The sequence below is a fragment of the Paraburkholderia sp. SECH2 genome, assembly GCF_030464795.1.
GTDB lineage: Bacteria > Pseudomonadota > Gammaproteobacteria > Burkholderiales > Burkholderiaceae > Paraburkholderia > Paraburkholderia aspalathi.
In genome coordinates, this window is record NZ_JALPRH010000002.1 from 426,580 (window position 1) to 451,524 (window position 24,945).

Annotated in this window: 21 protein-coding genes; 7 read left to right on the forward strand and 14 right to left on the reverse strand. The window is 64.0% G+C overall.

Annotated features, from left to right (window positions below; translation table 11 throughout):
- Window positions 1-178 precede the first annotated feature (178 nt).
- The gene (pmbA, locus tag M0D66_RS06350) at window positions 179-1,549 is read left to right on the forward strand and encodes a metalloprotease PmbA (protein WP_266209508.1); all 1,371 of its coding nucleotides are present in this window, start codon (window positions 179-181) and stop codon (window positions 1,547-1,549) included.
- Between the two features lie 167 nt (window positions 1,550-1,716).
- Here the strand turns inward: pmbA and M0D66_RS06355 are convergent, their stop codons facing one another.
- The 9 genes from M0D66_RS06355 to M0D66_RS06395 form a co-directional block, all read right to left on the reverse strand.
- Window positions 1,717-2,217, reverse strand: coding sequence for a dihydrofolate reductase (locus M0D66_RS06355; RefSeq protein WP_266209510.1), 501 nt, complete (start codon window positions 2,215-2,217; stop codon window positions 1,717-1,719).
- A 112-nt stretch (window positions 2,218-2,329) separates the two neighbouring features.
- Window positions 2,330-3,937 (reverse strand): sigma-54 dependent transcriptional regulator, encoded by a 1,608-nt coding sequence (locus tag M0D66_RS06360; RefSeq protein WP_266209512.1) that lies wholly within the window; start codon window positions 3,935-3,937, stop codon window positions 2,330-2,332.
- A gap of 24 nt (window positions 3,938-3,961) precedes the next feature.
- The gene (locus M0D66_RS06365; RefSeq protein ID WP_234487017.1) at window positions 3,962-5,404 is read right to left on the reverse strand and encodes a hypothetical protein; all 1,443 of its coding nucleotides are present in this window, start codon (window positions 5,402-5,404) and stop codon (window positions 3,962-3,964) included.
- Window positions 5,405-5,505: 101 nt separating this feature from the next.
- Complete coding sequence (locus M0D66_RS06370) at window positions 5,506-6,213, reverse strand: peptidase C39 (RefSeq protein WP_266209517.1); 708 nt, start codon at window positions 6,211-6,213, stop codon at window positions 5,506-5,508.
- Window positions 6,214-6,312: 99 nt separating this feature from the next.
- A complete protein-coding gene (locus M0D66_RS06375; protein ID WP_234487016.1) occupies window positions 6,313-6,927 on the reverse strand; it encodes a C39 family peptidase in 615 nt (204 codons plus the stop codon).
- Window positions 6,928-7,095: 168 nt separating this feature from the next.
- Window positions 7,096-8,493, reverse strand: coding sequence for a hypothetical protein (locus tag M0D66_RS06380; protein WP_211702208.1), 1,398 nt, complete (start codon window positions 8,491-8,493; stop codon window positions 7,096-7,098).
- 29 nt (window positions 8,494-8,522) lie between these two features.
- The gene (locus M0D66_RS06385) at window positions 8,523-9,170 is read right to left on the reverse strand and encodes a hypothetical protein (protein ID WP_266209520.1); all 648 of its coding nucleotides are present in this window, start codon (window positions 9,168-9,170) and stop codon (window positions 8,523-8,525) included.
- Window positions 9,167-9,658: a hypothetical protein gene (locus M0D66_RS06390; protein WP_234487939.1), complete on the reverse strand. Its 492-nt coding sequence runs from the start codon at window positions 9,656-9,658 to the stop codon at window positions 9,167-9,169. The genes M0D66_RS06385 and M0D66_RS06390 overlap by 4 nt, the downstream gene beginning before the upstream one ends.
- 62 nt (window positions 9,659-9,720) lie before the next feature.
- Window positions 9,721-10,281 (reverse strand): hypothetical protein, encoded by a 561-nt coding sequence (locus M0D66_RS06395; protein ID WP_093640583.1) that lies wholly within the window; start codon window positions 10,279-10,281, stop codon window positions 9,721-9,723.
- Window positions 10,282-10,817: 536 nt separating this feature from the next.
- Between M0D66_RS06395 and M0D66_RS06400 the strand changes: the two genes are divergently transcribed.
- Together M0D66_RS06400 and M0D66_RS06405 are read left to right on the forward strand one after the other, a co-directional pair.
- Window positions 10,818-12,212, forward strand: coding sequence for a sigma-54 dependent transcriptional regulator (locus M0D66_RS06400; protein ID WP_093640579.1), 1,395 nt, complete (start codon window positions 10,818-10,820; stop codon window positions 12,210-12,212).
- 185 nt (window positions 12,213-12,397) lie between these two features.
- The gene (locus M0D66_RS06405; protein ID WP_266209525.1) at window positions 12,398-13,369 is read left to right on the forward strand and encodes a thymidylate synthase; all 972 of its coding nucleotides are present in this window, start codon (window positions 12,398-12,400) and stop codon (window positions 13,367-13,369) included.
- A gap of 133 nt (window positions 13,370-13,502) precedes the next feature.
- Here the strand turns inward: M0D66_RS06405 and M0D66_RS06410 are convergent, their stop codons facing one another.
- On the reverse strand, window positions 13,503-15,992 hold the full coding sequence (locus tag M0D66_RS06410) for a DUF6600 domain-containing protein (RefSeq protein ID WP_266209527.1): 2,490 nt from the start codon (window positions 15,990-15,992) through the stop codon (window positions 13,503-13,505).
- Between the two features lie 182 nt (window positions 15,993-16,174).
- A complete protein-coding gene (locus M0D66_RS06415; protein WP_200653477.1) occupies window positions 16,175-16,888 on the reverse strand; it encodes a helix-turn-helix transcriptional regulator in 714 nt (237 codons plus the stop codon).
- 246 nt (window positions 16,889-17,134) lie between these two features.
- Here M0D66_RS06415 and M0D66_RS06420 point away from each other — a divergent pair, with 246 nt between their 5' ends.
- The 4 genes from M0D66_RS06420 to M0D66_RS06435 all read left to right on the forward strand — a co-directional run bounded on the left by M0D66_RS06420 (window position 17,135) and on the right by M0D66_RS06435 (window position 20,396).
- Window positions 17,135-17,278: a hypothetical protein gene (locus M0D66_RS06420; RefSeq protein WP_266209529.1), complete on the forward strand. Its 144-nt coding sequence runs from the start codon at window positions 17,135-17,137 to the stop codon at window positions 17,276-17,278.
- Between the two features lie 135 nt (window positions 17,279-17,413).
- Entirely contained in the window at window positions 17,414-18,682 is a 1,269-nt protein-coding gene (locus M0D66_RS06425; protein ID WP_266209530.1) for an MFS transporter, read from the forward strand.
- The gene (locus tag M0D66_RS06430; protein WP_093640564.1) at window positions 18,682-19,743 is read left to right on the forward strand and encodes a GlxA family transcriptional regulator; all 1,062 of its coding nucleotides are present in this window, start codon (window positions 18,682-18,684) and stop codon (window positions 19,741-19,743) included. The genes M0D66_RS06425 and M0D66_RS06430 overlap by 1 nt, the downstream gene beginning before the upstream one ends.
- A gap of 146 nt (window positions 19,744-19,889) precedes the next feature.
- Complete coding sequence (locus M0D66_RS06435) at window positions 19,890-20,396, forward strand: acyl-CoA thioesterase (protein ID WP_093640561.1); 507 nt, start codon at window positions 19,890-19,892, stop codon at window positions 20,394-20,396.
- 164 nt (window positions 20,397-20,560) lie between these two features.
- Here the strand turns inward: M0D66_RS06435 and fumC are convergent, their stop codons facing one another.
- From fumC to M0D66_RS06450, 3 genes are all read right to left on the reverse strand, one after another.
- On the reverse strand, window positions 20,561-21,961 hold the full coding sequence (gene fumC / locus M0D66_RS06440) for a class II fumarate hydratase (protein WP_266209531.1): 1,401 nt from the start codon (window positions 21,959-21,961) through the stop codon (window positions 20,561-20,563).
- Window positions 21,962-21,977: 16 nt separating this feature from the next.
- Window positions 21,978-23,600 (reverse strand): phospholipase D family protein, encoded by a 1,623-nt coding sequence (locus tag M0D66_RS06445; RefSeq protein WP_266210426.1) that lies wholly within the window; start codon window positions 23,598-23,600, stop codon window positions 21,978-21,980.
- A 203-nt stretch (window positions 23,601-23,803) separates the two neighbouring features.
- Complete coding sequence (locus M0D66_RS06450) at window positions 23,804-24,763, reverse strand: bile acid:sodium symporter family protein (protein ID WP_256455421.1); 960 nt, start codon at window positions 24,761-24,763, stop codon at window positions 23,804-23,806.
- Window positions 24,764-24,945 lie beyond the last annotated feature (182 nt).

Consider the following 24,945-nt stretch of genomic DNA (forward strand, 5'->3'; position numbering starts at 1 on the left):
CGCTCGCCGGCTCCGGCGGACGCGGCGAATGCCAGGTACGGCTTCGCAACCCTTGCTATGATCGCGGGATGCGTGACTACGCAAACGCGCACGCAAATGCACCAGCAAATGCGCACGCAGGTGCGTGGCATGGGCGAACACACAGGGCCGCTCGGCCCCGAACAGGACGGCAACGACAATGGCAGCAGACATGGACGTCAAGCAGCGCTTTTTTCCGCATACCCAGGATGAACTGAAGGAAATCGCCTCGGACATCCTTCGTCACGCGAAGTCGCTCGGCGGCACCGACGCGGCGACCGAGATCTCCGAAGGCGACGGCCTGTCCGTCTCCGTGCGGCGCGGCGAAGTCGAGACGATCGAACACAACCGCGACAAGATGGTCGGCGTGACGGTGTTCATCGGCAACAAGCGCGGCAACGCGAGCACCTCGGATTTTTCGTCGCAAGCTTTGAAGGACACGGTCGCGGCGGCGTACAACATCGCCCGCTTCACCGCGGAAGACGACTGCGCGGGTCTCGCCGAAGCCGACCTGCTCGAAACCGCGCCGCGCGATCTCGATCTGTATCACCCGTGGAATCTGACGGCCGACGAAGCGGTGGAAATCGCCCGTCGCTCGGAAGACGCCGCGTTCGCCACCGATCCGCAGATCAAGAACTCGGAAGGCGCGAGCGTCTCGGCGCAGCACTCGCAGTTCGTGCTGGCCACCTCGCGCGGCTTCCTTGCCGGCTATCCGTACTCGCGCCACTACATCGCCTGCGCGCCGATCGCCGGCAGCGCGCGCAACATGCAGCGCGACGACTGGTACACGTCGACCCGCAGCGCGGCCGACCTCGCCGATCCGGAAGCGGTGGGCCGCTACGCCGCGCAACGGGCGCTGTCGCGCATCGGCGCGCGCGGGCTCGACACCCGCAAGGTGCCGGTGCTGTTCGAAGCGCCGCTCGCCGCCGGCATTCTCGGCGCGTTCGTCCAGGCCACGAGCGGCGGCGCGTTGTACCGCAAGACCTCGTTCCTCGTCGACAGCCTCGGCAAGCCGGTGTTCGCGCCGCACGTCCAGGTGGTCGAAGATCCGCACGTCGCGCGTGCAATGGGTAGCGCGCCGTTCGACGAAGAAGGCGTGCGTACGAAACAGCGTTCGGTGGTGAAGGACGGCGTGGTGGAAGGCTACTTCCTGTCCACTTACTCGGCGCGCAAGCTCGGCATGCAGACAACCGGTAACGCCGGCGGCTCGCACAATCTGTCGCTGCGCAGCTCGAAGACGCGCTCGGGGGACGACTTCGAAGAAATGCTGAAGAAGCTCGGCACGGGTCTGTTGCTGACCGAACTGATGGGGCAGGGCGTGAACTACGTGACGGGCGACTATTCGCGCGGCGCGTCGGGCTTCTGGGTCGAGAACGGCAAGATCCAGTATCCGGTCGAGGAAATCACGGTGGCGAGCACCTTGCAGGAGATGTTCCGCCATATCGTCGCGATCGGCGCGGATACGATCACGCGCGGCACCAAGGAAACGGGCTCGGTGCTGATCGAACGGATGACGATCGCCGGGCAATAAGCAGGTCGATCAAGCGCTGGCCGGCTGCACAACGGCGCTGCAAACAGAAACGCCACGCAAGCAAAGCGTGGCGTTTTTTTATGCGTGCACGATGAGTGGCGGCGAAAGACGAATGGCAAATGCGCGAAGCGAACCGCAGCCCCTCAGTCAGTCCCGCTGCAACACCCTCAAGTGCCCTTGCGCTTATACGTCACGAACGCGTAATCGAAGTCATTCGGCGCGTCGGCGCGATGCGTTTCGTGCGCGACTTCTTCCCACTCGTTTTCATCGAGTTCGGGGAAGGTGGCGTCGCCTTCGAAGTCGGCGGAGATTTCGGTGATGATCAGCTTGTCCGCTTGACGCAAACCTTCCGCATACAACTGCGCGCCGCCGATCAGAAACGCTTCCGGCGCCTGATCCTGGGCGGCCAGCTTCAGCGCGTCTTCGAGCGTGGTGGCCGCGTCGCAGCCCTGAAAGCGCCGTGCGGCATCCCGTGTCACGACAATGTTGCGGCGTCCCGGCAACGGCCGGCCGATCGATTCATGCGTCTTGCGGCCCATGATGATGGGCGCGCCCATCGTGGTGCGCTTGAAGAACGCGAGGTCTTCGGGAAGTCGCCAGGGCAACTGGTTGTCGCGGCCGATCACGCCGTTATTGGCGCGAGCGACGATCAAGGTGAGCGTCGTCATCGAATGGAAAGGGGAACGTAACCGGGATGATTCTACCTGAGGCGCGACGCCGTGCCGCCATGCAAGTCGGCGGGGCACCGGCCGGGCAGCCGGTACCCCGCCAGGCGCCGCATCATTCGTGAGCAGCCTCGTCGGCGACGCTCGGTTCAAACGACGCTTTGTCATCAACGGCGACCAATTCCCGCAGTCCATGGTGACCCATCAGCCGGTACAGCGTGACGCGCGAAATATTCAGGTCGATCGCCGCCTCGTTCAGCCGATGACGATGCCGCAGCAGCGCAGCTTCGATCGCGCGTTTCTCGGCGGCTTCGCGCGCCTGCGAGAGACTCATGGTCTCCTGCTCGGTGAACTGCGCAAGGTCGAGGTCTTCGGCGGAAATCAGCTTGTTTTCCGCCATCACGATCGCGCGGCGCACCCGGTTGATCAGCTCGCGCACATTGCCGGGCCAGCCGTAGTTGTACATTGCCTCGATCGCCGATGGCGTAAAGCCGCGGATCTTGCGCGCGCTGTCGGTCTTGAACTTGTGCATGATGTGATGCGCAAGAATCTCGATGTCCTTGCCGCGGGCGCGCAGCGGCGGCTCGTCGACACGCAGCACGCACAGGCGGTGGAACAGGTCGGCGCGGAACCGGCCGTCGCGCATCGCGATCTCGAGATCCACGTGGGTAGCGGAGATGATTCGCACATCCACGGGAATCGATTCGCGGCCGCCGAGCCGGTCGATCTTGCCTTCCTGCAAAAAGCGCAGCAGGCTCGCCTGACTTTCCAACGGCAGGTCGCCGATTTCGTCGAGCAGCAGGGTGCCGCCGTCCGCGGCCTCGACCCGGCCGATCTTGCGCTGGTTCGCGCCGGTGAATGCACCGCGTTCGTAACCGAATAGTTCGGATTGCAGCAGATGGTGCGGAATCGCGCCGCAGTTGATGGCGATGAACGGCGCCTTGCGGCGCGGCGAGCGTTCGTGGATCGCCAGTGCCGTGAGTTCCTTGCCGGTGCCGGATTCACCCGAGATGAACACGCTGGCGTCGGTATTGGCGACTTTGCGAATCGTGCGGAAGAGTTGCTGCATCGCTTCGCAGGTGCCGACCATTTCATCTTCGTCGTCGGCAGCGGGCGCGGCAGGCGGAATCTCATCGGCATCGCACAACGTCACCATGCCGAATGCGTGACTGGCGAGGTAGTCGATCGTGGCGTTGGCCACCGGTGTCTTGACGTAGTCGAAGCAGTAGTGGCGGATCAGGCGCCGCACGTTGGCGTCGGCGAGGCGTTCCGAAGTGGCGAGCGCAATCCAGCCGATCTGCTGTTGACGCAGGCTCGCTTCGAGCCCGCCAAGATCGCGCGGCGCAAAGCTGGCCAGGTCGACGATGCCGGCGTATATCACGTCGGGCTTGAGCAGGCGCGAGACCTCATGCGCTGAGCGGGCCACCATCACATGCCAGCCGCGGCTCTTCAGATGGGCGGCGAGCGCTTCGTCCGGCGTGCGCGCGACGTACAGCAGCGACCGATCGGTCCGCGCATGCAGCAGACCGCTCCCATTCGCGGCGGGGGACGCCTCGTGCGAGCATCCCATAGCGGCCTCCTGAGGTCGCGCCAAAGAGACTTCCGACGGCCGTCCCACGAGGACTTCCGCTACCCGTGTCACAGAAACATCCGACGCTCGGGCAATCGACAGATGAGTGCCGGAGGGCGGTGTAACGCTGCTCAAATGGGGTGATTCGCGCACGATCAACCTCGTATCGTTGACACGTCAAAAAGTGTAGGGAAAACGCACACCGATCACGAAGTTCGGCGTGTCGGGCGTGAGGCCGACCGATACCGAACCGTTGATCGTCAAGTGCTTGTTCACTACGTGATTCAAGCCGAAGGTCAGTGCGGCCGCGGTGGTCTCGCTGCCCGGCACCTTCGAATAGGTTCCGCCTGGCGACTTGGTCTGCGACTCGGGTTCCAGCGCCATGGTGTACGAAATGCTGGCGGAATCCTTGTCTGAGAACGCGAGCGCCACGCCGCCGCCGAATTGCACGACGTCGCCGATCTTGACCGTCGCCGGTTCGGTCTGACCGATGACCGACGAGATGTCCTGGAACGAGCGGGCAATGTTGTAGGTGTACGAAACGCTGCCGAACAGCACGACCGGATCGTAGGTCTTCAACAACGACAGGCCCGCCGTGATGTTCCAGAAGCCGGTGCCGGTGGGCAGCTTGGTGGGGGCGACGAGGTTGGTGTTGTTGGCATCGACCTGCGCCAGCTTGATGCCGAACGGCGACGTACCGGTCGGCGCCTTGATGCGCAGGCTGCCGACCACATCCGGCAGATTGTTGGTTTCCTTCAGGAACTGGTAGTAGATCCCGAAATTGACGTCGCCAATATTGCTCGAATTTGCCGAGGCATCCGAGACCGTATTCGCCGCTCCGCCGGCTCCGCCGACGATGAAATTGCTGTGCCGGTAGACATAGGGCACGTCGACGTCGACGCTGATGCGGTCGGTCAGACCGTAGCGCGTGTCGAGGTCGGCCATCACCTGGTGCGACTTGGTCTCGCCGAGGTTGATGTTGCCGAGGAAAATCGCGTCGAGCGCGAGGAAGCCGGACAGTTGCAACTGGCGGCGATCGTAGTAGGTATCGTTGATACCCCAGTCGAGGGTCAGCTTGTGCTCGAACAGCGGCGTGTGCTGCTGGCTTTGCACCACTGCGTCTTCCGATTGAGTGCGCACCGGTTGCGCGGCCTTCTGCGTCTGGCCGATCGCGCCGCTGCCGTCGGTCGCGGCCGGCAGGCCGCCACCACCACCGCTGCCTTCCGGCACGGGCGGCGTGACCGGCACACCTGTCGCGGTACCCGTGGCGCCCCCCGGCGCGGGAGTACCCGGGTTCACCTGGGCAAGCGGTGGCAACGGCACAGGCAGGCCGTCTGCGCCAGGCTGCTCGGCGACCGCCGCGCTGCCGGCCTGCTCACCGTAACCCGGTGCGCCGCGGCCGCGCTGCGACATTTCGAGGTTCGTGACCTGCCGTTCGAGTGAGATGATCTGCTTTTGCTGCTCGCTGACAACACGCATGAGCGTGTTCAGCCGTTCTTCGACCGATTGATCGGCGAGCGCTTGCGCGCTGGCCCCCTGCGATAGCGCAAACAGCATGACGGCGGCTGGAATAGCCGCTAACGCCATGCGCGGCGCCCCGTTCTTTGAGAATCTGATCATTTTTGTTCCCCCGGTATTCTGACTGCGCGTCGCATGTCTCCTTGTGCATCACGCTGTCGTTTGGTACTGCGGTCTCCTTCCTGGTCGGGTGGCGGCCCGTGTTATCTCCTTACCGTGTTTTGCAGGGCTTGTAGGACGCCAATCTGGCGCAGCATCGAGGCCGACATCGGTTGCGTCTGCAAATGCAGTTGCAACTGGTTGGCGACTTGCTGGTTATTGCCTGCGATCTGCAAGAGTTGGGCAATCTTGCCGGCCTGCAGCGCACTGGACGGCGCGATGGTTTGGGTCGCGATACCGCTGGGCGTCTGCAACGAAATCGAAATGCCGCCGTTGGCGAGACTGACGGAGGCTTTCACCGAGCCGTTCGAATTGCTTGCGGCGGCCGACGTTGCGTTGTTATAGGACCCGCCCGCTAGGCTGCCAGGCGAGGCGTCGAAATCGATCAGCGCCTGGTTCGTCCCGAGGTTGCCGTTGCCGGCCACCTGGGTAATCTGCGAGACGCCGTTGACGCTGACGTTCTGCCCGCCGGTTGCGCTGGCGTTGCGGTTGGCGCCGCTGCCGCCGCCCATGTTCGGACCGGTCACGGAGGCCGTTGAATTGAACTGGACGTTCGGCTGGTTGGGCGTGTTCGTACCGATGGCGAGCGAGCCCGAGGCGACAGCGGTGGCGCCGTTCGGCAACTGCCATTGCGACAGCAGGGTGATAACGACACCCGAAATGATGTCCCCAACGATGCCTTTGCCGGTCTGGTTGGCGAGGATGGCGTCGTCGACAGGTTGCAGCTTGAGCGCGCCGACGTCTTCAAACACCGTAGATGTCTGCTCGGCAGCGTGTGCGACTGATGCGAGGCCGCACGTTGTGAAACACAACGCACAGCCAATGGTGAGTAAGTTTCGGTCCATGATGAGTCAGAACAACTCTGCCTTGATCAAACCGTATTCAACAAAGGGAGTCGCAGCCGTGCCGTTTTCCAGTGCACGTTCACGCAGCTTGAGCGCGAGCGACTCGTTGCCTTGCAAGAGCGGAGAATCCTCCATAAATGGCTTGCCGACGACCGCGAATACGAGGCCGTTCCATTTCTTGACGAAGTCGTCTTCCATGACGATGCGGTTGCCGAGCGCTGGGTCGGCAATGAAGACGCGGCTGTCTTCCGCGTGCTTGACGATCACGAAGTGCTCGTAGCCGTCGCTGTTCATCAGCACGAGCACAGGAATCTGCAGGTGATAGAGCGCTTCAGGGGTCACGCGGAAACCCCGGCCACGCAGGCCGATCGTTTCGACGAACTTCTTCATGTCAAGCATCGAGAAACCGTTCTTGACCACCACCTCTGGTGTCGAAAACACCATCATGCGTTGGATCATTTCGGGTTCGGGAATGTCGATGCCGTAGCCGTACTTCAGCAACGTGGCCAGAGCGGCCGAGCCGCAGCTGTAGTCGTAACGCTGCGAAACGATGTGGTTGTAGCGGATCTCGCGGATCGAACGCACGTTCACGTCGAACGGCACGCCCGCTGCTGCGTTCATGGAAAGGGCACTCTGCGCGTGACCCGTCTGCGAAAGCACGAGTCCAGCGAAGAGTGTCAGGAAAAAGCCGTGCGTTACCCTGCTCACCCCGAACATGGTATGTCCCCCCCTGCGGAGACAGCCGGCCAGCACGAGGCTGACCGGTGTCTTCCTGCGATACTGCTTTAGTTACTGATGCGACACGCTGGCGACTGCAAGGCCGTTGTGTTGCAGGTTGCCTACACCCGACGCGATATTCACCCCAATGTTGCCGCTTGCATTGGACAGAGCGCCTGCACCGAGCATCGACGAACCGGTGAAGTTGCCGCTGACGCTTGCTCCTGCGGTCTGGCAGTTCTGGTCGGATGCGATGACTTCGCCGCCGTCCTTGCCGCCCTTATGACCCCAGCCCATGCCGCTGCTGCTGCTATCCGTGGTGGCCGAGGCGGCGAGGCTGTTGTTTTGCACGTTGCCGACACCCGACGCCACGTTCACCCCGATGTTGCCGGTCGCGCCCTTCAGCACGTCGGCTCCGACGCTGGCGGTGAAGTTGAAGTCACCAATCCGCGCCTTGCCGTCCGACGATTGCGTCGAGTAGATCTGCGCAGTGCCGAACACGGGGCCGACGTCCATGTTGGACAGGGCGGCATCATTGGATTGCGCGTTGTCGACACCGGTGGCCATGTTGACGCCGATATTGCCGTTCGCGGTTTGCAATGCGCCGTCGCCGATCGCAGCAGACATCACCGTTGGTTTTTCGGTGTTGATGTGCTCGGTGATGCTGCCGTAGACATTCACTGTGCCTGCGCTGATGCTGTCATGCGCGCTCCAGCCCCATGCGTTGGCGCTCGCGGAGACATGGCTGGCCTTGTAGTAGCCCGAGGCGCTTTGTTCCGCAGCCTGCGCGAAGTAGCCGGACGAATGTTCCTGTCCCCATGCGGCCTGGTGTCCCGAGGACTGCTCGGCGAAGTAGCCGCCGAAGTTATCCGAGGAGTGCGTGTTCAGTGCGGCGGCGAAGCCTGCCGCTACCCCGCCGAAGATCACGCCATTGCCGCCGCCGAGACCAGCGATGAAGCCGGCTGCCAGATAGCCGTTCGCGCTGTTGTGGGTGTTGACGTGGCTGCCGCCGGCAACCGATGCTTGGTAGCCTTGCGAGAAGCCGCTGCTTTCGCCGAAGCTGTGGCCTTGTGCGTAAGCTGCAGCCGATTGTTCTTGCGAGCCTTCGGCAAACGAGCCAGCGCTGTACGACGAGTGAACCGCGTAGTTCGAGCCACCGCCGCTGCCATTGAACCAGGATTTGGTCGAATCGATCGTCGTGGTTACGTGGCCGCTGGTGTAGGTCTGCGGAGGCGTCTTCATGTTGACGCCACCGATGTCTACATTCTGGGTGTTGTTGACCGTGGCGCCGGAGCTGCTCGACACATTGACGTGGCCGCGCAAGGTAATGAAACCGAATTCGCCAATGTCGGTGTAGATGTTGGTTGCCGTAAAGAGCTCAGCCGGGTCGCAGCCGGCCGTGCATTCGGCGTAAGCCGAGCTTGCTGCCAACGTCGACAGGACGGCCGCTGCAATGAGAGTGCGCTTCATGATGACGCTCCGATAAAGAGTGTGGCTCGTTAGAAAAAGGTGCCCGCCGGGGGACGGAGCACAAAACTGTTTGAACTGACGTTACCTGAGCCGGCTGTCTGGTTGATCTGAACGATCCCACTGACGTTTTTGAGCGCATCCGTACCGATGGATACCTCGCGTACGTCGTGGTTTTCGCCAGACCTTCCCAGACCGCCGCCCTTGGCGGTCGTAGCGGATAGCACCCCATCCGCTACGATCTCCGCTCCAATCGGTCCAGAACCAACTACGGCGCTGTTCCGCTGAAGATTCCCTACACCCGCCGACTGATTCACTTCGATAAGGCCAGAGGTGTTTGAAAATGCGTTACTGCTGATCGTGCTTTTCGCAGCCGCCGTCTTGGCGTTGGTGGCCGCGCCCTGCAAGCTGCCGATCAGGTTGAGAGGCGTGGCTCCGTTGGTGAACACGCCTTGATTCGCTTGTGCGTTATCGAGTCCGGAGGTCTCGTTGATGGCGATGACCCCGAGGCTGCCGCTGACCGCGCCTTTGCCGATAGCCGACTCCGCGTCGATCTGGGCCGGCAGCGACTGGGCATGGGCCGCGAAGCTCGCGCAGCCAAGCACTGCCCAGGCAAGCAGGGGCCAGCGCGACTGTTTGCGTGACGGAAGGCGCTTGGCCGGTGCGCGTGACGTTGTCATTTCATGGCTCCTAGAGCTGCGCCCAAGGGGGCGAGTGCACTGCTGACCGACTGGGCAATCGAGCTGCCGATCCCACCTGCGCCGCCGAAGCTGGCGCCCGCGCCGACCGGAACGTTGTTGCCGGCGCCCGCCAGCATGTGTGTGATGCCGTTGGCGCCGACCAGTGCAGGCATATAGCCGTTGCCGGCGATGCCGGCCGTGCCGTGCGCGCCGTTCAGGTCGAGATCGCTCGCCATCGTGCCGATCGCGCCATCGAAGGTCGCTCTCGGGAACGTCTGGACCTGGACCGCGATCGGGTCCTGGCTCTTCGGCACCGGCACGAACGCATCGCGTGGCGTGATGTCGCGCTCGATAATGAGGTTGCCCGGCTGCGTCAACTGCTGCGCGGCGGCACTCGTTACGGCGCCGGCAGCGAGCACGCCGAGCAGCGCGCACAGCACGGCTGCCGAGGGGCGGCTGCTGTTCGGCTTCTGGGTTGAGGCGTTCATGTCAGTTCCTTGCGGGCGGACGATCGGTCGGTGCGGTCTTGGGCAGCGAGCGGCGCGTCGTGCTAATTTCTCTGGTAGCTCGTGACGTTGCCTTGAGCGGAGCGGGCGACGTCGACGGGAACCGGCAACTGCGACGGCGGGGCAATTTCGTCCCACAGCGTTACGCCGTTGCCACTGTTGTTAAAGCCGCGCATCAGTTGCGGCGTTGCTGAAACCATCAACATGCCGCCGAAGCCGCCGCGTTGGTGGGACAGCGCCTGATCGTCCAGCACGAGATCGGTCATAGACGCGGCGTCGGCGGAAATGCTCAGCGCGTTGCCGGCCAGATCGCTGCGGGGCGCGGCGCTGTCGTTCGTGGCGGCCACGGTGTTGTCCACCGCGGCGGCGCTTGTCGTATGCGTGACATCCGCAACCGTCGTGGTCGGCGAGGCCACCGCTGCGAGCGTCGTGCTCGCGAGGGTGGCGGAACCGGCATCGGCGGTTTCGGCCATCGTGGCGGATTGAGGCAGCGCGAATTCCTGTGCATTGACGCCAGCGGACAGCACGGTCAAGGTCACCGCGGCGGCGCATAGTGCGGCGCAAGGTGCAATGCTGCTCAGGTCGATGCGGAAAGCGAGTCGCATGATGTGTCTCCTTGGTGCACAGCATTTAGCGAAACGTGTGCCATGAGTCGCAATCCATTGGTGCGTCTGGATGTGACCCGCATACCGCGGAGTAACAGGTAAGAAATCGGACAAAAACGTTTCAGTGCTGAAACGGCAGGCAGAAAATACCTGTAATTCGTTAAATCCGACGGTATGAAGTACCTTCGGGTCTACGCTAGGAAAAGCGCTTCCACAATGCTTTTATTCATAAGCTGAATAACTATTTATTGGCCGCTTGGCCTTGCTGGGCAAGGGGTCCCCGATTAAATTCGCATAATTGTTTTCCAAGCGGCGCGTGTATAGTAAGCTCTCGAAAACAGCTTCAGATTTAAAAAAGCCCGCTAACGGGCCGTCTCAAACACACACGCCGCTTTCTTGGGGATCAGCTGTCCGCACGGAATGGAATGGCCGTTCGGTTTTTGCTATATCGCGAATCCCGAACGAGTCAGCGTGTCTGAACTGAAGTTCAGGTGCGTGCGTCATCCTTAACGTTCGTTGACGAGAGGATCTGAATAATGGAACCCGCAACGCGGCAACTGATTTACGTTTCACGCGATCCGAGCGCGGAACTGAATACTCGCTTCCATCAGCGCGGCTGGCATGTCGAAGTCGTGGGGTCGGCGCGCGATGTGCGCCGTGCTGTTCGCGCCGGAATGGCAGCGGGCGGCTTGCTCGATCTGTCTAGTGATTTTCAGCCACACGAAATCGCCGCCTTCGAGTCCTGTCTGACCATGCCGAACGTCGGCTGGGTTGCGGCAACCACGCCTGGACAATTGCAGGACGCGGCCTTGCGCCGGCTCGTGCGGGACTATTGTTTCGACTATGTAACGGTGCCGTACTCGGGCGACAGGATCGTGGATTCGGTCGGTCATGCATACGGCATGATTTCGCTCGGCGAGCCGGCTTCGAACGACGCTTCTCAAGGCGCCGAAGGTGAAATGGTCGGTTCGTGCGACGCGATGCTGGCGCTGTTCCGCTCGATCCGCAAAGTGGCCATGACCGACGCGCCGGTATTTATCTCAGGCGAGTCGGGCACCGGCAAGGAGCTGACCGCGGTCGCGATCCACGAACGCTCGGCGCGCCGTAATGCACCTTTTGTGCCGATCAACTGCGGCGCGATTCCCCCACATCTGTTGCAATCCGAACTATTTGGCTATGAGCGCGGCGCGTTCACCGGCGCCAACCAGCGCAAGATCGGCCGCGTGGAAGCGGCCAACGGCGGCACGCTGTTTCTCGACGAAATCGGCGATCTGCCGCTCGAAAGCCAGGCGAGCCTGCTGCGCTTCCTGCAGGAGCGCAAGGTGGAGCGGCTCGGCGGCCACGGTTCAATCGACGTCGACGTGCGCATCATTTCGGCAACGCACGTAGATATGACGGCCGCGATGATCGAAGGACGGTTCCGCTCCGATCTGTATCACCGTCTGTGCGTGCTGCAAATCGACGAACCGCCGTTGCGTGCACGTGGTAAGGATATCGAACTGCTTGCGCGGCACATGCTGGAACGTTTCAAGAAAGATGCAAGCCGCCGTCTGCGCGGTTTCGCGCCCGACGCCATCGCGGCGCTGCATAACTACGGCTGGCCGGGCAACGTGCGCGAGTTGATCAATCGCGTGCGGCGCGCCATCGTGATGTCGGAAGGGCGCGCGATCACGGCACGTGATCTCGAGTTGGCCGAGTATGTGGAGATCGTGCCGGTCTCGCTCGCGCAGGCGCGCGAAGCGGCCGAACGCCAGGCCATCGAGCTCGCGCTGCTGCGTCATCGCGGCCGTCTCGGCGACGCCGCGCAGGAACTCGGCATTTCACGCGTGACGCTGTATCGCCTGCTGTGCTCGCACGGCATGCGCCATATGGAAGGCGAACCGCTGGTCACGCCGCACGGCGAATTGCCGGCCTCGGTACCGCATCTCTGACGGGCGTCGTTGTCCACTTAGCGCCCGCTCAGTGGCCCAGTTAGTGGCCCCTCAGCCACCGATATTTTCTCCGCGGCGCGCCTCGACCGGGCGCCGTCCGGCTGCGCTTGTTAAAATCGGGTTTTCCGCTCAATCTCCGTGGCGTGTGTGCCTGACCAGGCGCGCGCTTCGTCGAAGGAACCCGCATGAAACAATACCTCGACCTCGTCCGCACGATTCTCGACACCGGCACGTGGCAGGAGAACCGCACCGGCATCCGCACCATCAGCATGCCAGGCGCCATGTTGCGCTTCGACCTCCAGCAGGGCTTTCCCGCCGTCACCACGAAAAAACTGGCGTTCAAGTCGGCAGTGGGCGAGCTGGTCGGTTTTCTGCGCGCCTCGCGCAGCGCCGCGGATTTCCGCGATCTGGGCTGCAAGGTGTGGGACGCGAACGCCAACCAGAATCCGCAATGGCTCGCCAATCCGTATCGCCAGGGCCCGGACGATCTCGGCGACGTGTATGGCGTGCAGTGGCGCCAGTGGCCGGCCTACAAGGTGCTGGACGCAGCCGCCGCCGCGCAGTTGGCCGACGCCACGGCGCGTGGCTTCCAGGTCGTGACGGAATTCGAGGAAGACGGCAGCCCCAAGGTGCTGCTGTACAAGGCGATCGACCAGTTGCGGCAATGCCTCGACACGATCATGCAGAACCCGGCCGACCGGCGAATTTTGTTTCATGCCTGGAACCCCGCCGTGCTGGACCAGATCGCGCTGCCGGCTTGCCACCTGCTTTATCAGTTCCTGCCGAATGTTGCGCGGCGAGAAATTTCGCTGTGTTTGTACATCCGCAGCAACGACGTTGGCCTCGGCACGCCGTTCAATCTGACCGAAGGCGCGGCGTTGCTGCATCTGGTGGGCCGGCTGACGGGTTATACGCCGCGCTGGTTTACCTACTTCATCGGCGACGCACACATCTACGAGAACCAGCTCGACATGCTGCAGCAACAGCTCACGCGCGAGCCTTATGAAAGCCCGGCTTTCGCGATCTCGGACCGTGTGCCGGACTATGCGAAAACGGGCGTGTATGAGCCGGAATGGCTCGAGAAGATCGAGCCGTCGGACTTCTCGCTGGTCGGCTACCGGCATCACGAGCCGCTCACGGCGCCGATGGCGGTCTGAGCGTGAACGCGCGCTGAGCATCTGCTCGCAGGCTGCTCAAAGAAAAAAACCCCCGCGATGCGAATCGCGGGGGTTTTTTCTTGCCGCTTTCCGGCTATCGGGTTGTCAGCGCATCTAGCTGCGCGCGTAACCTTTAGCCTTTGTGATGCTCGTCACGATTGCCGCCGCTCGAATGCTGGTCGGCGTGCTGCGGTTGCGGCTGGGGGCGCGGCTGCTGCGCCTGCTGCGGACGCGGTTCAGGGCGCGGCTGCTGCACCTGTTGCGGTTGCGGGCGCGGTTCAGGGCGCGGCTGCTGCACCTGTTGCGGTTGCGGGCGCGGCTCAGGGCGCGGCTGCTGTACCTGCTGCGGTTGCGGGCGCGGCTCCGGACGTGGCTGCTGCACTTGCTGCGGTTGCGGTTCAGGACGCGGCTGCTGTACCTGTTGCGGCTGCGGACGATATTCCTGACGCGGTTGCTGCTGCGCCTGCTGCATCTGTTGCGGCTGGGCGTGCACTTCAGGTGCGCGCGGCGGCTGCGCTTCTGGCTGGCGCTGAACCTGTTGCTGCGGCCCAGGACGTGCCTCCGGCTGGCGAGCCTGTTCCTGCGGGGCACCGTGCTGCTGCGCCTGCTGGGCCATCGGCGTATGCGGCTGCGTCCATGCAGGCTCGTGCCTTCCTTCTGCGCCCGGTTGCTGACCTGCTTGCATCGGCGCGCCGTGCTGCTGCGCGAAAGCGTTCGGGTTCGCGCCGTTCGCTTGCGGCGGACGGGGCACACCATTGGACGGATGAGCAGCCTCGGTGGGTTGCTGATGCACGTTGGCCATTTGCGGCGGCATGCCTGGCCGCGCCTGTGGTTCGCCGCCGCGTTGCGGTTGACCGTTGACCGGCGCTTCGCCCGGCCGCTGACCAGCCTGCTGCATGCCATTAGGCGCACCCGGCACACCCGGTGCACCCGGCGCTGCACCCGGTGTCCGTCCTGCTATATGCGACTGCACGACCCGCACGTTCTGCACCGGCATGGCCCCAGGACCGCCCGCCATGTGAGCCGGCACCGAGGTTCGCACGATCGGCGCGCCCGCGCCTGGCACTCGTCCGCCGCTCTGCGCAAAACGTTGCGCAAGGCTGTCGTGGTACGCCGCCGGCACGGCCGGACTGCGGGTAGCCACGACCGGGCGCGCCATCGCGCCGGCCGGCGGACGGTAATTCGCGTTACGCAGGCCCGGTCCGAAGCTTTCCTTCACCGGCGCGATCCCCGGACCACCCGGATTGATCCGCGCGTTGCGCCACTGCTGCGGGTCAACCTTCTGCGCGAAGCGGCCCACCGATTGACCATGCACGAAGGCCGTCGCCGGCACCGCGGTCACGCCACCCGGCGCGCGATAGTTGATGTACGTGTTGTGAATGTTGGTCACATTCACGTTCGTCACGTTGCGGTTGTAGTTGTTGACGACCGTCGTGTTGTTGACGCGGTTGTAGTAACCCGGGCTCCAATGATCGTGATCGCCCCAGTGCGGGTGCCACGGTTCGCCCGGGCCCAGCGGGAACCACGCGACGCCGGCCGCGACCGCACCGCCAATCGCCAGGCTCACGCCCCAGTCGACTCCGCCGCCACCGCCGCCCACGAAGGCAACCAGTGCGGGTGCGTAGACAGGCGGTTCGCTGACCACGACTGGTCCCGGCACCCACGCCCACGAGTCGTCGACGTAGGCCCAGCGGCCGTAGTGGTAGGGCGCGAAGCCCCACGGCGCGTCGTCGACCCAGGTCCAGCCCCACGGCGCTTGCCATACCCAATGGCCGTCGTGATAAGGCGCCCACCCTGTGGGTGTCGCGCGCGGCACCCACACTTCACCGTACTGCGGGCTGCTGCGCCACGTACCGTTGGCGTCGAGGTCCTGATAGCCGGGGATGTCGCGCGACAGATAGCGCGCCGACACCGAGCGGTCTTCCGCTGCGTCGCGGCTCGCTGCCCATTGATCGAAGCCGTCGAGACCAGGCGCGCCGTTGTCGGCGACCTGTTGCAGGTTGGTGCCGGCAAAGCGGATCTGCTGGCCGGCCGCGACCGGCACCTGGCCGCTGTCGCCGTACACGGTCGCGCTGCCGCTGCGCACGGTGACGGTGGTGCTGCTGCCGTCCGGCGCAACGTCGACGCGATAGTCGCCGGGGCCGTTCAGGCCGAGCGCCACATTCGGCGTGTCGATTTCATAGGTGGAGCCCGGCGCCAGTTCGCGCACGCGTGCCGACAACGTGCCCTGAGCGACCTTCAGCTGCGCGCTGTTGTCGTCGAGATTGAGGATGTCGAGGCTGGTGGACTGGCCGAGGCGCACGGCCGTCGAACCGATGTGCAGTTCGGAGCGTGCGTTCTGATCGTTCCACAACTGATCGCCGGTAGTGAGCGGGCGATTGATCTGTGCGTATGACCAGTCGGTTGCGCCGGCCGGTTCGGTGGTCACGGCGCCGGCCGTGTAGTTCAGACGTGCAATACGCCCAGGCGGATCGGTGTTCTGTTGTGAAGCAGCCTCTGGCGGCGCCTGTTCGGCTTCCTGCGCGAGGGTGGCTTGCGCCGCGAACAGGAACGCCGCGGCGGCGATCAGTGTGTAGCCGGTGATCCGACGTTTCGATTGTTGGGGTGTGGTTACTGTTCTCATGATTTGGCTCCGACGGACGCGCATTGTGCGGCATCCGTGAGAGTCACTCTACCCTTGCGGTTTGTTTCAAGGCCCCCACTTTTGTAAGGCTTCCCCACGAGCGTGTAACAAAAGGTCTCGATAAGGCGTTTCGTAAGCTGAATGCGCAAATTCTGTAATCGCGTCAATCAGTTAAGCGTGTTTCAAGCGGCCAGGAACGCGTCGAAATGGCGGTGGCCTGCCGGGGTGATGCGCAAGATCCGCGGCCGCTCAGTGCGTTCGACCCAGCCATGCGCCGACCACGAATCGAGCAGCGCGGCGCCGAGCGCGCCGCCCAGGTGCGGACGCCGTTCGCTCCAGTCGGGACAGGTGCAGGCGAAGCGGCGCCGGCGGCTCTTCTGGGTGGACATATCGATGCCCCATTCGGCGAAGCGGGCGGCGCCGTCGGTCGTGGCTTCGAGCGAGGAGCCGTGCAGCGTCAGCAGACCGCGTTCGACCAGCCGCTCGAACACCCGCACCGACAATTCTCCCGCCATATGGTCGTAGCAGGTGCGGGCGTAGCGCATGTCGACCGGCACGGTGCGCACTGGACGCGGCACGGCCCGTTGCGGCGCGCTGACCTGCGCGACGTTGGCGAGCGCTTCGATGGAGGCGGCGATATCCGGCGAGGCGATGCGGAAATAGCGATGCCGGCCGCGCACTTCGAGCGCGAGCAGGCCGCCGTCGGTGAGACGCGCCAGATGAGCGCTGGCTGCCGACGGCGAGAGCCCGGCGATCATCGTCAGTTCACCGGCCGGGCGGGCGCTGCCGTCCATCAGCGACCACAGCATCGCGGCGCGGCCGGGATCGGCGAGCAGCGCACCGATGCGGCTCAAGCCGGGGAAGTGATTCTGTTCGTCGGTGAGAGTGGTGGGCATCAGGCGTCTCCGGTTGGCGGCGCGGGCAAGGCGCCATGCAGTCCACTGTATCCGGCTGCTGTATTCGATGTTTCAGCTTAGCGTGAATCGTCGAATGCAGTGGCTACGAAAATCCGGCGGGAAGGGCCGGCTGGTGGGCGCTTCGATAAGGCGCTGTTTCTGCGCTTCGGCGCGGCGATGCCGCTTTGACGTCGCGTTGGGCCGCCAGGCTAGAATCGAACTCTGTCTTTGCCGGAACACGCTGTCATGAAATTTCTTCTTGCCGCCGCTGTCGCGGTTCTGTTGTTCAGCGCGTGCGCGCAGGGCGGTTCCGGCTCGAGCTCGGGTGCAGGCACGGGCAGCATCACGATGTACGGCACGATCGACGAAGGTATTACGGTTCGCAAGTAAGCGCGAGGCGCGCGGCCACATTTTCAGGTGGCCGAGTGCGGCGATTGGCTGGAATTGATGCATCATTGTCATTCCTGCCACCTCCGGCCATGTGACGATCCAGGCATCGCCACTTTCGCCGTTTGAGGCCTACCGATGCCGCCACCCGCTGCTCCCTCTGCCGCTTCGTCCTTTGCCGGCACGCAAACCGACTCCGGCCACTCCGATCCTCATAGCCGGCGCGCCGCGCGCGTGCTGGCGGTCTGCCAGGCGCTCTACACCTCATCGGTCTCGATCGATCTGACCTTGACCGGTCTGGTCGGCTACACGCTTGCCGATGACAAGGCGCTTGCGACGCTGCCGTTTTCACTGATTACCGTCGCCGCCGCACTGACCACCATCTTCGCGTCGTTCCTGATGGCGCGCATCGGACGGCGCGCGGGCTTCATGCTCGGCGCCGGTGTCGGCGCGCTGGGCGGGGCCGTCTCCGTGTGGGCGATCTTTCATCACAGCTTCTGGGCGTTCTGCGCCGGTACGGCGACCGTCGGCGTGTTCCAGGCGTTCGCGCAGTACTACCGGCTGGCGGCCGCGGATGCGGTGGGAATCGAAGGCAAAAGCCGCGCGATTTCGACGGTGCTCACCGGCGGCGTGGTGGCCGCCGTCTGCGGACCACTGCTCGCCGCATGGAGCAAGGACTGGCTCGCGCCGGTCGCGTTCGCCGGCTCCTATGCGCTCGTCACCGGCTTCGGGCTCGTATCGATTGCCATGCTGGCGCTGCTGTATCGCGACGCCGCACCGTCCGCGAGTGCGGCCGTGACGCACGAAACGGCGCGGCCGCTCGGCGAAATCGTGCGACAGCCGATCTTTGCAGCGGCGCTCGCCAATAACGCGCTCGGCTACGCCGTGATGATGTTCGTGATGACCGCGACGCCGATTGCGGCAGTGGCGTGCGGCCACACGATCGGCGACGGCGCGGCGATCATCCAATGGCACCTCGTCGGCATGTTCGCGCCGTCGCTGTTTTCCGCGCGGCTGATCCGGCGCTTTGGCGTGCTGCCGGTGATCGGTGCGGGGATCGTGCTGTCGGCGCTGTGCGGTGTGTTGGCGCTGCGCTCGACCGATCTGCCGCACTTCTACGCGGCGCTCGCCTGTCTCGGCGTGGGGTGGAATTTCATGTTCGTCGGCGGCTCGACGCTGCTCGCACAATCGTACCGGCCGTCCGAGCGGGCCAAGACGCAGGCGACCAGCGAATTCACGACGTTTGCGTTTTCCGCGCTGGGCTCGCTGTTTGCCGGGCAATTGCTGGCGCGCTTCGGCTGGGCGACGATCAATGCCGCGATCTTTCCGCTGCTGGGGATGGCGGCGTTGGCTACGCTGGCGTATGCGTGGTCGCGGAAGCGGCAACTTGCGGCGGGGGTGTCCTGATGACGGTACGTCATATCGTTTTCGCGGTCGCTCCTGATCTCGTGCTGCTCGATGCATGCGGGCCGCTTGAGGCGTTCTGGCGCGCAGAGTTGACGATGGCGGCTGCGGCGGGCAAGTCCGGCAACGCCGCCGAGCCGGTCGCCTATCGCACGACGGTCGCATCGATCGACGGCGGCGTGCTGCAAACCTTTCCGGGTCTGCCGGTCGTCACCGAACGGCTCGATTCACTCGACGACCAACCGATCGACACGCTGATCGTCCCCGGCGTCCCAATCGACGAACACTGCACGTTGCAGCCGGAACTCGTCTCGTGGATCAGGCGGCGTGCGCCGGAGGCGCGGCGCGTGTGTTCAGTCTGCACGGGCGCCTTCTATCTCGCCGCGGCGGGCCTGCTCGACGGCCGCCGGGCGACCACCCATTGGCGGGAAGCGCCGCATCTCGCGCAGCGCTTTCCCAACGTACAGGTCGACGCTGATCCGATCTTTATCCGCGATGTGGGCCATGGCGAGGGAAAGCGCGTCGTCTGGACATCGGCGGGTGTGACGGCGGGCATCGATCTGGCGCTGGCGCTGATCGAAGAAGATGTCGGCCATGCGGTCGCGATGCAGGCGGCGCGGCGGCTCGTGGTGTTCATGAAGCGGCCCGGCGGCCAGTCGCAATTCAGCGCGGCGCTTGCTGCACAGGCGTCGGCGGGCGGACCGTTCGAAGCGCTGCATAGCTGGATGGCGGGCCATTTGCGCGACGACCTGTCGGTCGAGCGGCTGGCCGAGCGTGCGCAGATGAGTCCACGGACTTTCGCGCGGCGCTACGTCGACGAGGTGGGCCGCACGCCGGCTAAAACGGTGTCGGCACTGCGGCTGGAGGCGGCCGCGCGGGCGCTGGCGGAGTCGCGCCGGCCGCTGAAGCGGATTGCGCTCGATTGTGGCTTCGGCAGCGAGCAGAATTTGAGGCGAGCCTTCGTGCGGCGCTTCGGCGTGTTGCCGCTCGAGTATCGGGAGCGGTTCGAGTCGGCGGTCGTGCCGCAGCGCGCGGCGGTTTCTGCGCTTGTGGCGGCGAGTTAAACAGGTCGCCAAACGAAAGTAAAACGAAAGAATTTCGCTCGTCCAGGCCGAAATTCGGCCACATGTCCCCACCCGATCCGCGACGGAGTCAATATTGCGCTCGTATAATCGCCTCCTTTAAATGCGTCCGATTGACCGGAGTCAAGATGAGCACCCCTGCCTTAGCGCCCCTGGACCGTTCCGAAACCACCTTCCGCTTTCTCGCCGAGCCCAGCTCGGTCAACTTCGGCGGCAAGGTGCATGGCGGCGCGTTGATGAAGTGGATCGACGAAACCGCGTACGCGTGCTCGGCGGTGTGGTCGGGGCGCTACTGCGTGACGGTCAGCGTCGGCAATATCCGTTTTCGCCGGCCGATCCTGGTCGGCAACCTGGTTGAACTGCGCGCGCGGGTCGTGGCGACGGGGCGTACCAGCATGCACATCCACGTCTCGGTGCAGGCGGGCGATCCGAAGGGCGGCGAGCTGCTGCAAACCACGGACTGCCTGGTGGTGATGGTCGCCGTCAACGAGAACGGCCACCCGGTGCCGGTGCCGGCGTTCGTCCCGGAAACGGATGAACAGAAGCGCCTTGCCAGGTACGCGATGGACGTGAAAGACGCGCTCGACGCGATCGTCGAACTAAAGCCGGAAGAAGTGGCGCAGGGGAAGGTTTAAGCGGCGCCTCGGGCGGCATCGGCACGCCTTGCGGAAGACGTGCCGCCGCTTGCCAGAAGCATGCACAACAGGGCGCGCGAACATTGCGTCCGCGCGGCCTGCTATTTGCAATCACGTCAGCGAATCTGCCAGACCGGCCAGGCTCCTGCCGATCCCGCCGGCAATCACCCCGCCGAATGCCCGACCATATCCTTCGGCTGCACCCATTCGTCGAACTGCTGCTCGGTGACATAGCCGAGCTTGAGCGCTGACGCCTTCAGCGTCGTACCTTCCTTGTGCGCCTTCTTTGCAATCTGCGCGGCCTTGTCGTAACCGATGTGCGGATTGAGCGCCGTCACCAGCATCAGCGATTCGTTCAGCAATGTCTCGATGCGCTCGCGATTCGGCTCGATCCCCACTGCACAGTTGTCGTTGAAACTGTGCGCGCCGTCGGCGAGCAAACGGACCGATTGCAGCACGTTGTGCGCAATCATCGGCCGGAACACGTTCAACTCGAAGTTGCCGCTCGCACCGCCGATATTCACCGCGACGTCGTTGCCGAACACTTGCGCGCACAGCATCGTCAAGGCTTCGGATTGAGTCGGATTGACCTTGCCCGGCATGATCGAGCTGCCCGGTTCGTTCTCCGGAATCGACAGTTCGCCGAGGCCGCAACGCGGGCCACTTGCAAGCCAGCGGATGTCGTTGGCGATCTTGTTCAGGCTCGCCGCCACCGTCTTCAACGCGCCGTGCGCGAACACCAGCGCATCGGCCGCGGCCATCACTTCGAATTTGTTCGGCGCGGAGACGAACGGCAAGCCGGTCAGTTTGCCGATCGCGGCCGCCACCTTGTCGGCGAACTGTGGATGCGCGTTCAAACCGGTGCCGACCGCCGTGCCGCCCTGGGCGAGTTCGTACAAATGCGGCAACGCCGATTCCACGTGACGGATGCCATGATCGAGTTGCGCGACGTAGCCCGAAAACTCCTGGCCGAGCGTCAGCGGCGTAGCGTCCTGCAGATGCGTGCGGCCGATCTTGACGATGTCCGCGAAGGCTTTTGCCTTGCCGTCGAGCGTTTCGCGCAGCGTCTTCAGCGCGGGCAGCAGATGCTTGACGATCGCATAGGCGGCGGCCACGTGCATTGCAGTCGGAAACACGTCGTTCGACGACTGGCCGCGATTCACATCGTCGTTCGGATGCACCTTGCGCGCTTCGCCGCGCTCGCCGCCGAGCAGCTCGCTCGCGCGATTCGCGATCACCTCGTTGAGGTTCATGTTGGTCTGCGTACCGGACCCGGTTTGCCAGACCGCGAGCGGAAATTCTTCAGGATGCTTGCCGTCGATGATCTCGTCGGCCGCCTGCATGATCGCCTTCGCCTTGTTCTCGTCGAGCACGCCCAGACCCTGGTTGACCTCGGCGGCGGCGCGCTTGATGACCGCCAGCGCGGTGATCAGTTCGGGCGATTGTTTTTCGGACGAAATGCGGAAATTCTGCAGCGAGCGCTGGGTCTGCGCGCCCCATAGACGAGCGTTCGGTACGGCGATTTCACCGAACGTATCGCGCTCCACTCGTACGTCTTCAGCCATGGTTTAACTCCGCTTCTTAAAGTTCTGCGTTGACAGGCAATAAGGAGAATAGACCCGTTAGCGCGTTCCGGTAAAAACCCGCTTGGGGGTCGAAGATATAGGTGCGGCGCGTGCCGTCTTCGACGTCGGTCCAGACGAGCGGCGAGAGGGGCGCGCCGATCGAGCGCAGATAGGCGAGTTGCGCCGCGTCGGCGAGCGTGACGCGGTAGCTGGCTTCGGGCGCAATGGCGCGTTCGAAGATCTGCGCGACCTGTTCGGCGAGTGCCGGGCTGTGGATGACCAGTGTCTGCTCGGTGTTCAGATTGGCTGAGCGCGGATCGAGATTCATCGAGCCGATCACGAGGATCTTGTGGTCGATGACATAGGTTTTTGCGTGCAGGCTGGCTCGCGAGCTGGATCCGCCGAAACCGACGCGCCGCTCCCTCTGCTGCGATTTGAATTCATACAATTCCACGCCCTGTTGTAGCAGCGGTACGCGGAAGGGGCTATAGCCGGCCTGCACCGCTACCGCATCCGTCGCGGCGAGCGAGTTGGTCAGCACCGCGATGCGCACGCCACGATGCGTCAGTTCGCCGGCCGCCTTGACGCCGCTCTGGTGCGGTACGAAGTAGGGCGAAATAATCAGAAAATCCTTCTGTGCGTCGTGCATCAGCTCGCCCAGCCGCTGCATTGGCGGACTGACGTAGTCCGGCGATGGATGTTCGATTTTCTCCGGCAAGTCTGCCTTGAATTCGGCCGGCGCCCACGTCAAGCCAAGTTGATCCTGGGCAATCTGCGTGGCGAGCGGCGTAGCGTTCAGCGGTTTCGCGTTGTACGGGTCGGCGTTGGTGCGCCAGTGCTGGCGTAAATCGTCGCGCGTCTGGTCGAGTTCCTTTGCATCGAACTTCTGCTTGTTCAAAGCCCGCAGCGGATAGGCGATGCTGCTGTTCCAGTAGTCGTCGAAACTGGCGGAGACGTCGGCGACGACCGGGCCGGCGGCCAGCACGTCGAGGTCGCGGAACTGCAGCGTTTCGCTCGCGCTGAAATATTCGTCGCCGAGGTTGCGGCCGCCGACGATAGCCAACTGGTTGTCGGCGATCATCGACTTGTTGTGCATGCGGCGCGTGAAATGGCCGATCTGCGTGAACACGTTCGTAGTGCGTTCGAATACGCCTTCCTGCGCGCTGCCGAACGGATTGAAAACACGGACCTCGATGTTGTCGTGCGAGTTCAGACCCGCCATGGTCTGGTCAATGTCCTTGAAGTTCAGATCGTCGACCAGCATGCGTACTCTCACACCGTGATCGGCCGCATAGAGCGCTGCGCCGAGCAGCAGCTTGCCGGTGGTGTCCTCGTTGGCGATGTAGTACTGCATGTCGAGGGTTTTCGTCGCCGCGCGTGCGAGCGCAATGCGCATCTGCAAGGCGTCGGTGCCGCTAGCGAGCACCCGGAAACCGGTCTGACCCGGGTGCGCGGCTTCGAGTGGCGCAAGGGCCGTGTGAAGCGGCGTTGTTTCAGTGGCGGGCAGTGCGTGGGTGACCGGACGGTCGAACGCGGTGGCGGGCGGCTTGGTCGCGCAAGCGGTCAGAAATGCCGTTGCGCAACACAGCAGGAAGAAATGTCTCGTCGTCTCCCACGAGGTCTTCCTGCTGGGCGTGATGAACGCGCACTTGCGATGCGATGCGGTCTGATCTTGATTTTGATTTTGATGCCACGACACGCCGGCTCTCCCTGGGTTGCACGCTTCTCATCGCGGCAGCGCGGATAGCGCGCTTACGCTGTCGAGAAATGCATTCTAAGGGGAATCAGGCGTGCGGGCTTTCGATCTTCCGTGTAGCTACGGGGCGCGTCGCAGGTTCGCGATTATCCGCGCTCGACGTTCAAGGCGCGCTCGCCATCCGGATGCGTCGATCCTTTCGCGGGACGGCCTGCCCAATATCCCGCGAGCAGCGAGCCGGACAGGTTGTGCCACACCGAAAACAACGCGCCCGGCAACGCCGCGATCGGCGTGAAATACAGCTTACCGAGTGTTGCCGCGAGTCCCGAGTTCTGCATACCCACTTCGATAGCGAGCGTGCGGCAGACGGCTTCGTCGAAGCCGAGCAGACGGCCGCCCCAGTAGCCGCCGAGCAAACCGATACCGTTGTGCAGCACCACGCCCAGCATGACCACGAGGCCTACCGACGCGATGCTCTTCTGCGTGCCGCCCACCACCGCGCCGATGATCAGCACGATCGCGACCATCGAGATCAGCGGCAAGATCGGTTCGATCTTGCGCACCGCCTTGTTGAACAACTGGTTGACGATGAGGCCGACCACGATCGGCAGCGCGACGATCTGCAGGATGCTCATCAGCATGCCGTGCACGTCGACGGCAATCGATGCATCCACATAAAGACGCGTGAGCAGCGGCGTCGCGAATACGCCGACCAGCGTAGACAACGCGCTGATCGTCACCGATAGCGCCACGTCGCCGCGCGCCAGATAGATCATCACGTTCGACGCCGTGCCGCTTGCCACGCTGCCTACCAGTACCATGCCGGCGGTCAGATCTGGCGGCATGCGCAGTGCCTTGGCGATGACCCACGCGGCGAGCGGCATCACGAGGTAATGCAGCACGATGCCGGCAACGACCGGCGCGGGTCGGGTGAAGACGCGCTGGAAATCGGCCACCGAGAGCGTGACGCCCATGGCCAGCATGATGATCGTCAGGAGGGTGGTGACGTGCGGCGCAATACCGGTGAACGAGGCGGGCGAGAAGTATGCGGCAATCGAAACGAGCACGGCCCAGAGCGGAAATAAACGGGTGACGCGGGCAAGCATGACGGGTGGTCCTTGGTTATGTTTTGTAGCGAGATTCGGCGGTCGGTCGGGTGGCATGGCGCGAGGCGCGGTGCATGCTCGGGGCGCCGCTCGCGAGGAGCGGCGGATGCTGGCGGCGGGTGTCGGGCCGCCAGGCGGCGCGGGCCTTCGTGAGGCGCGCGCGTGGCATCGCGCGGGTGCGC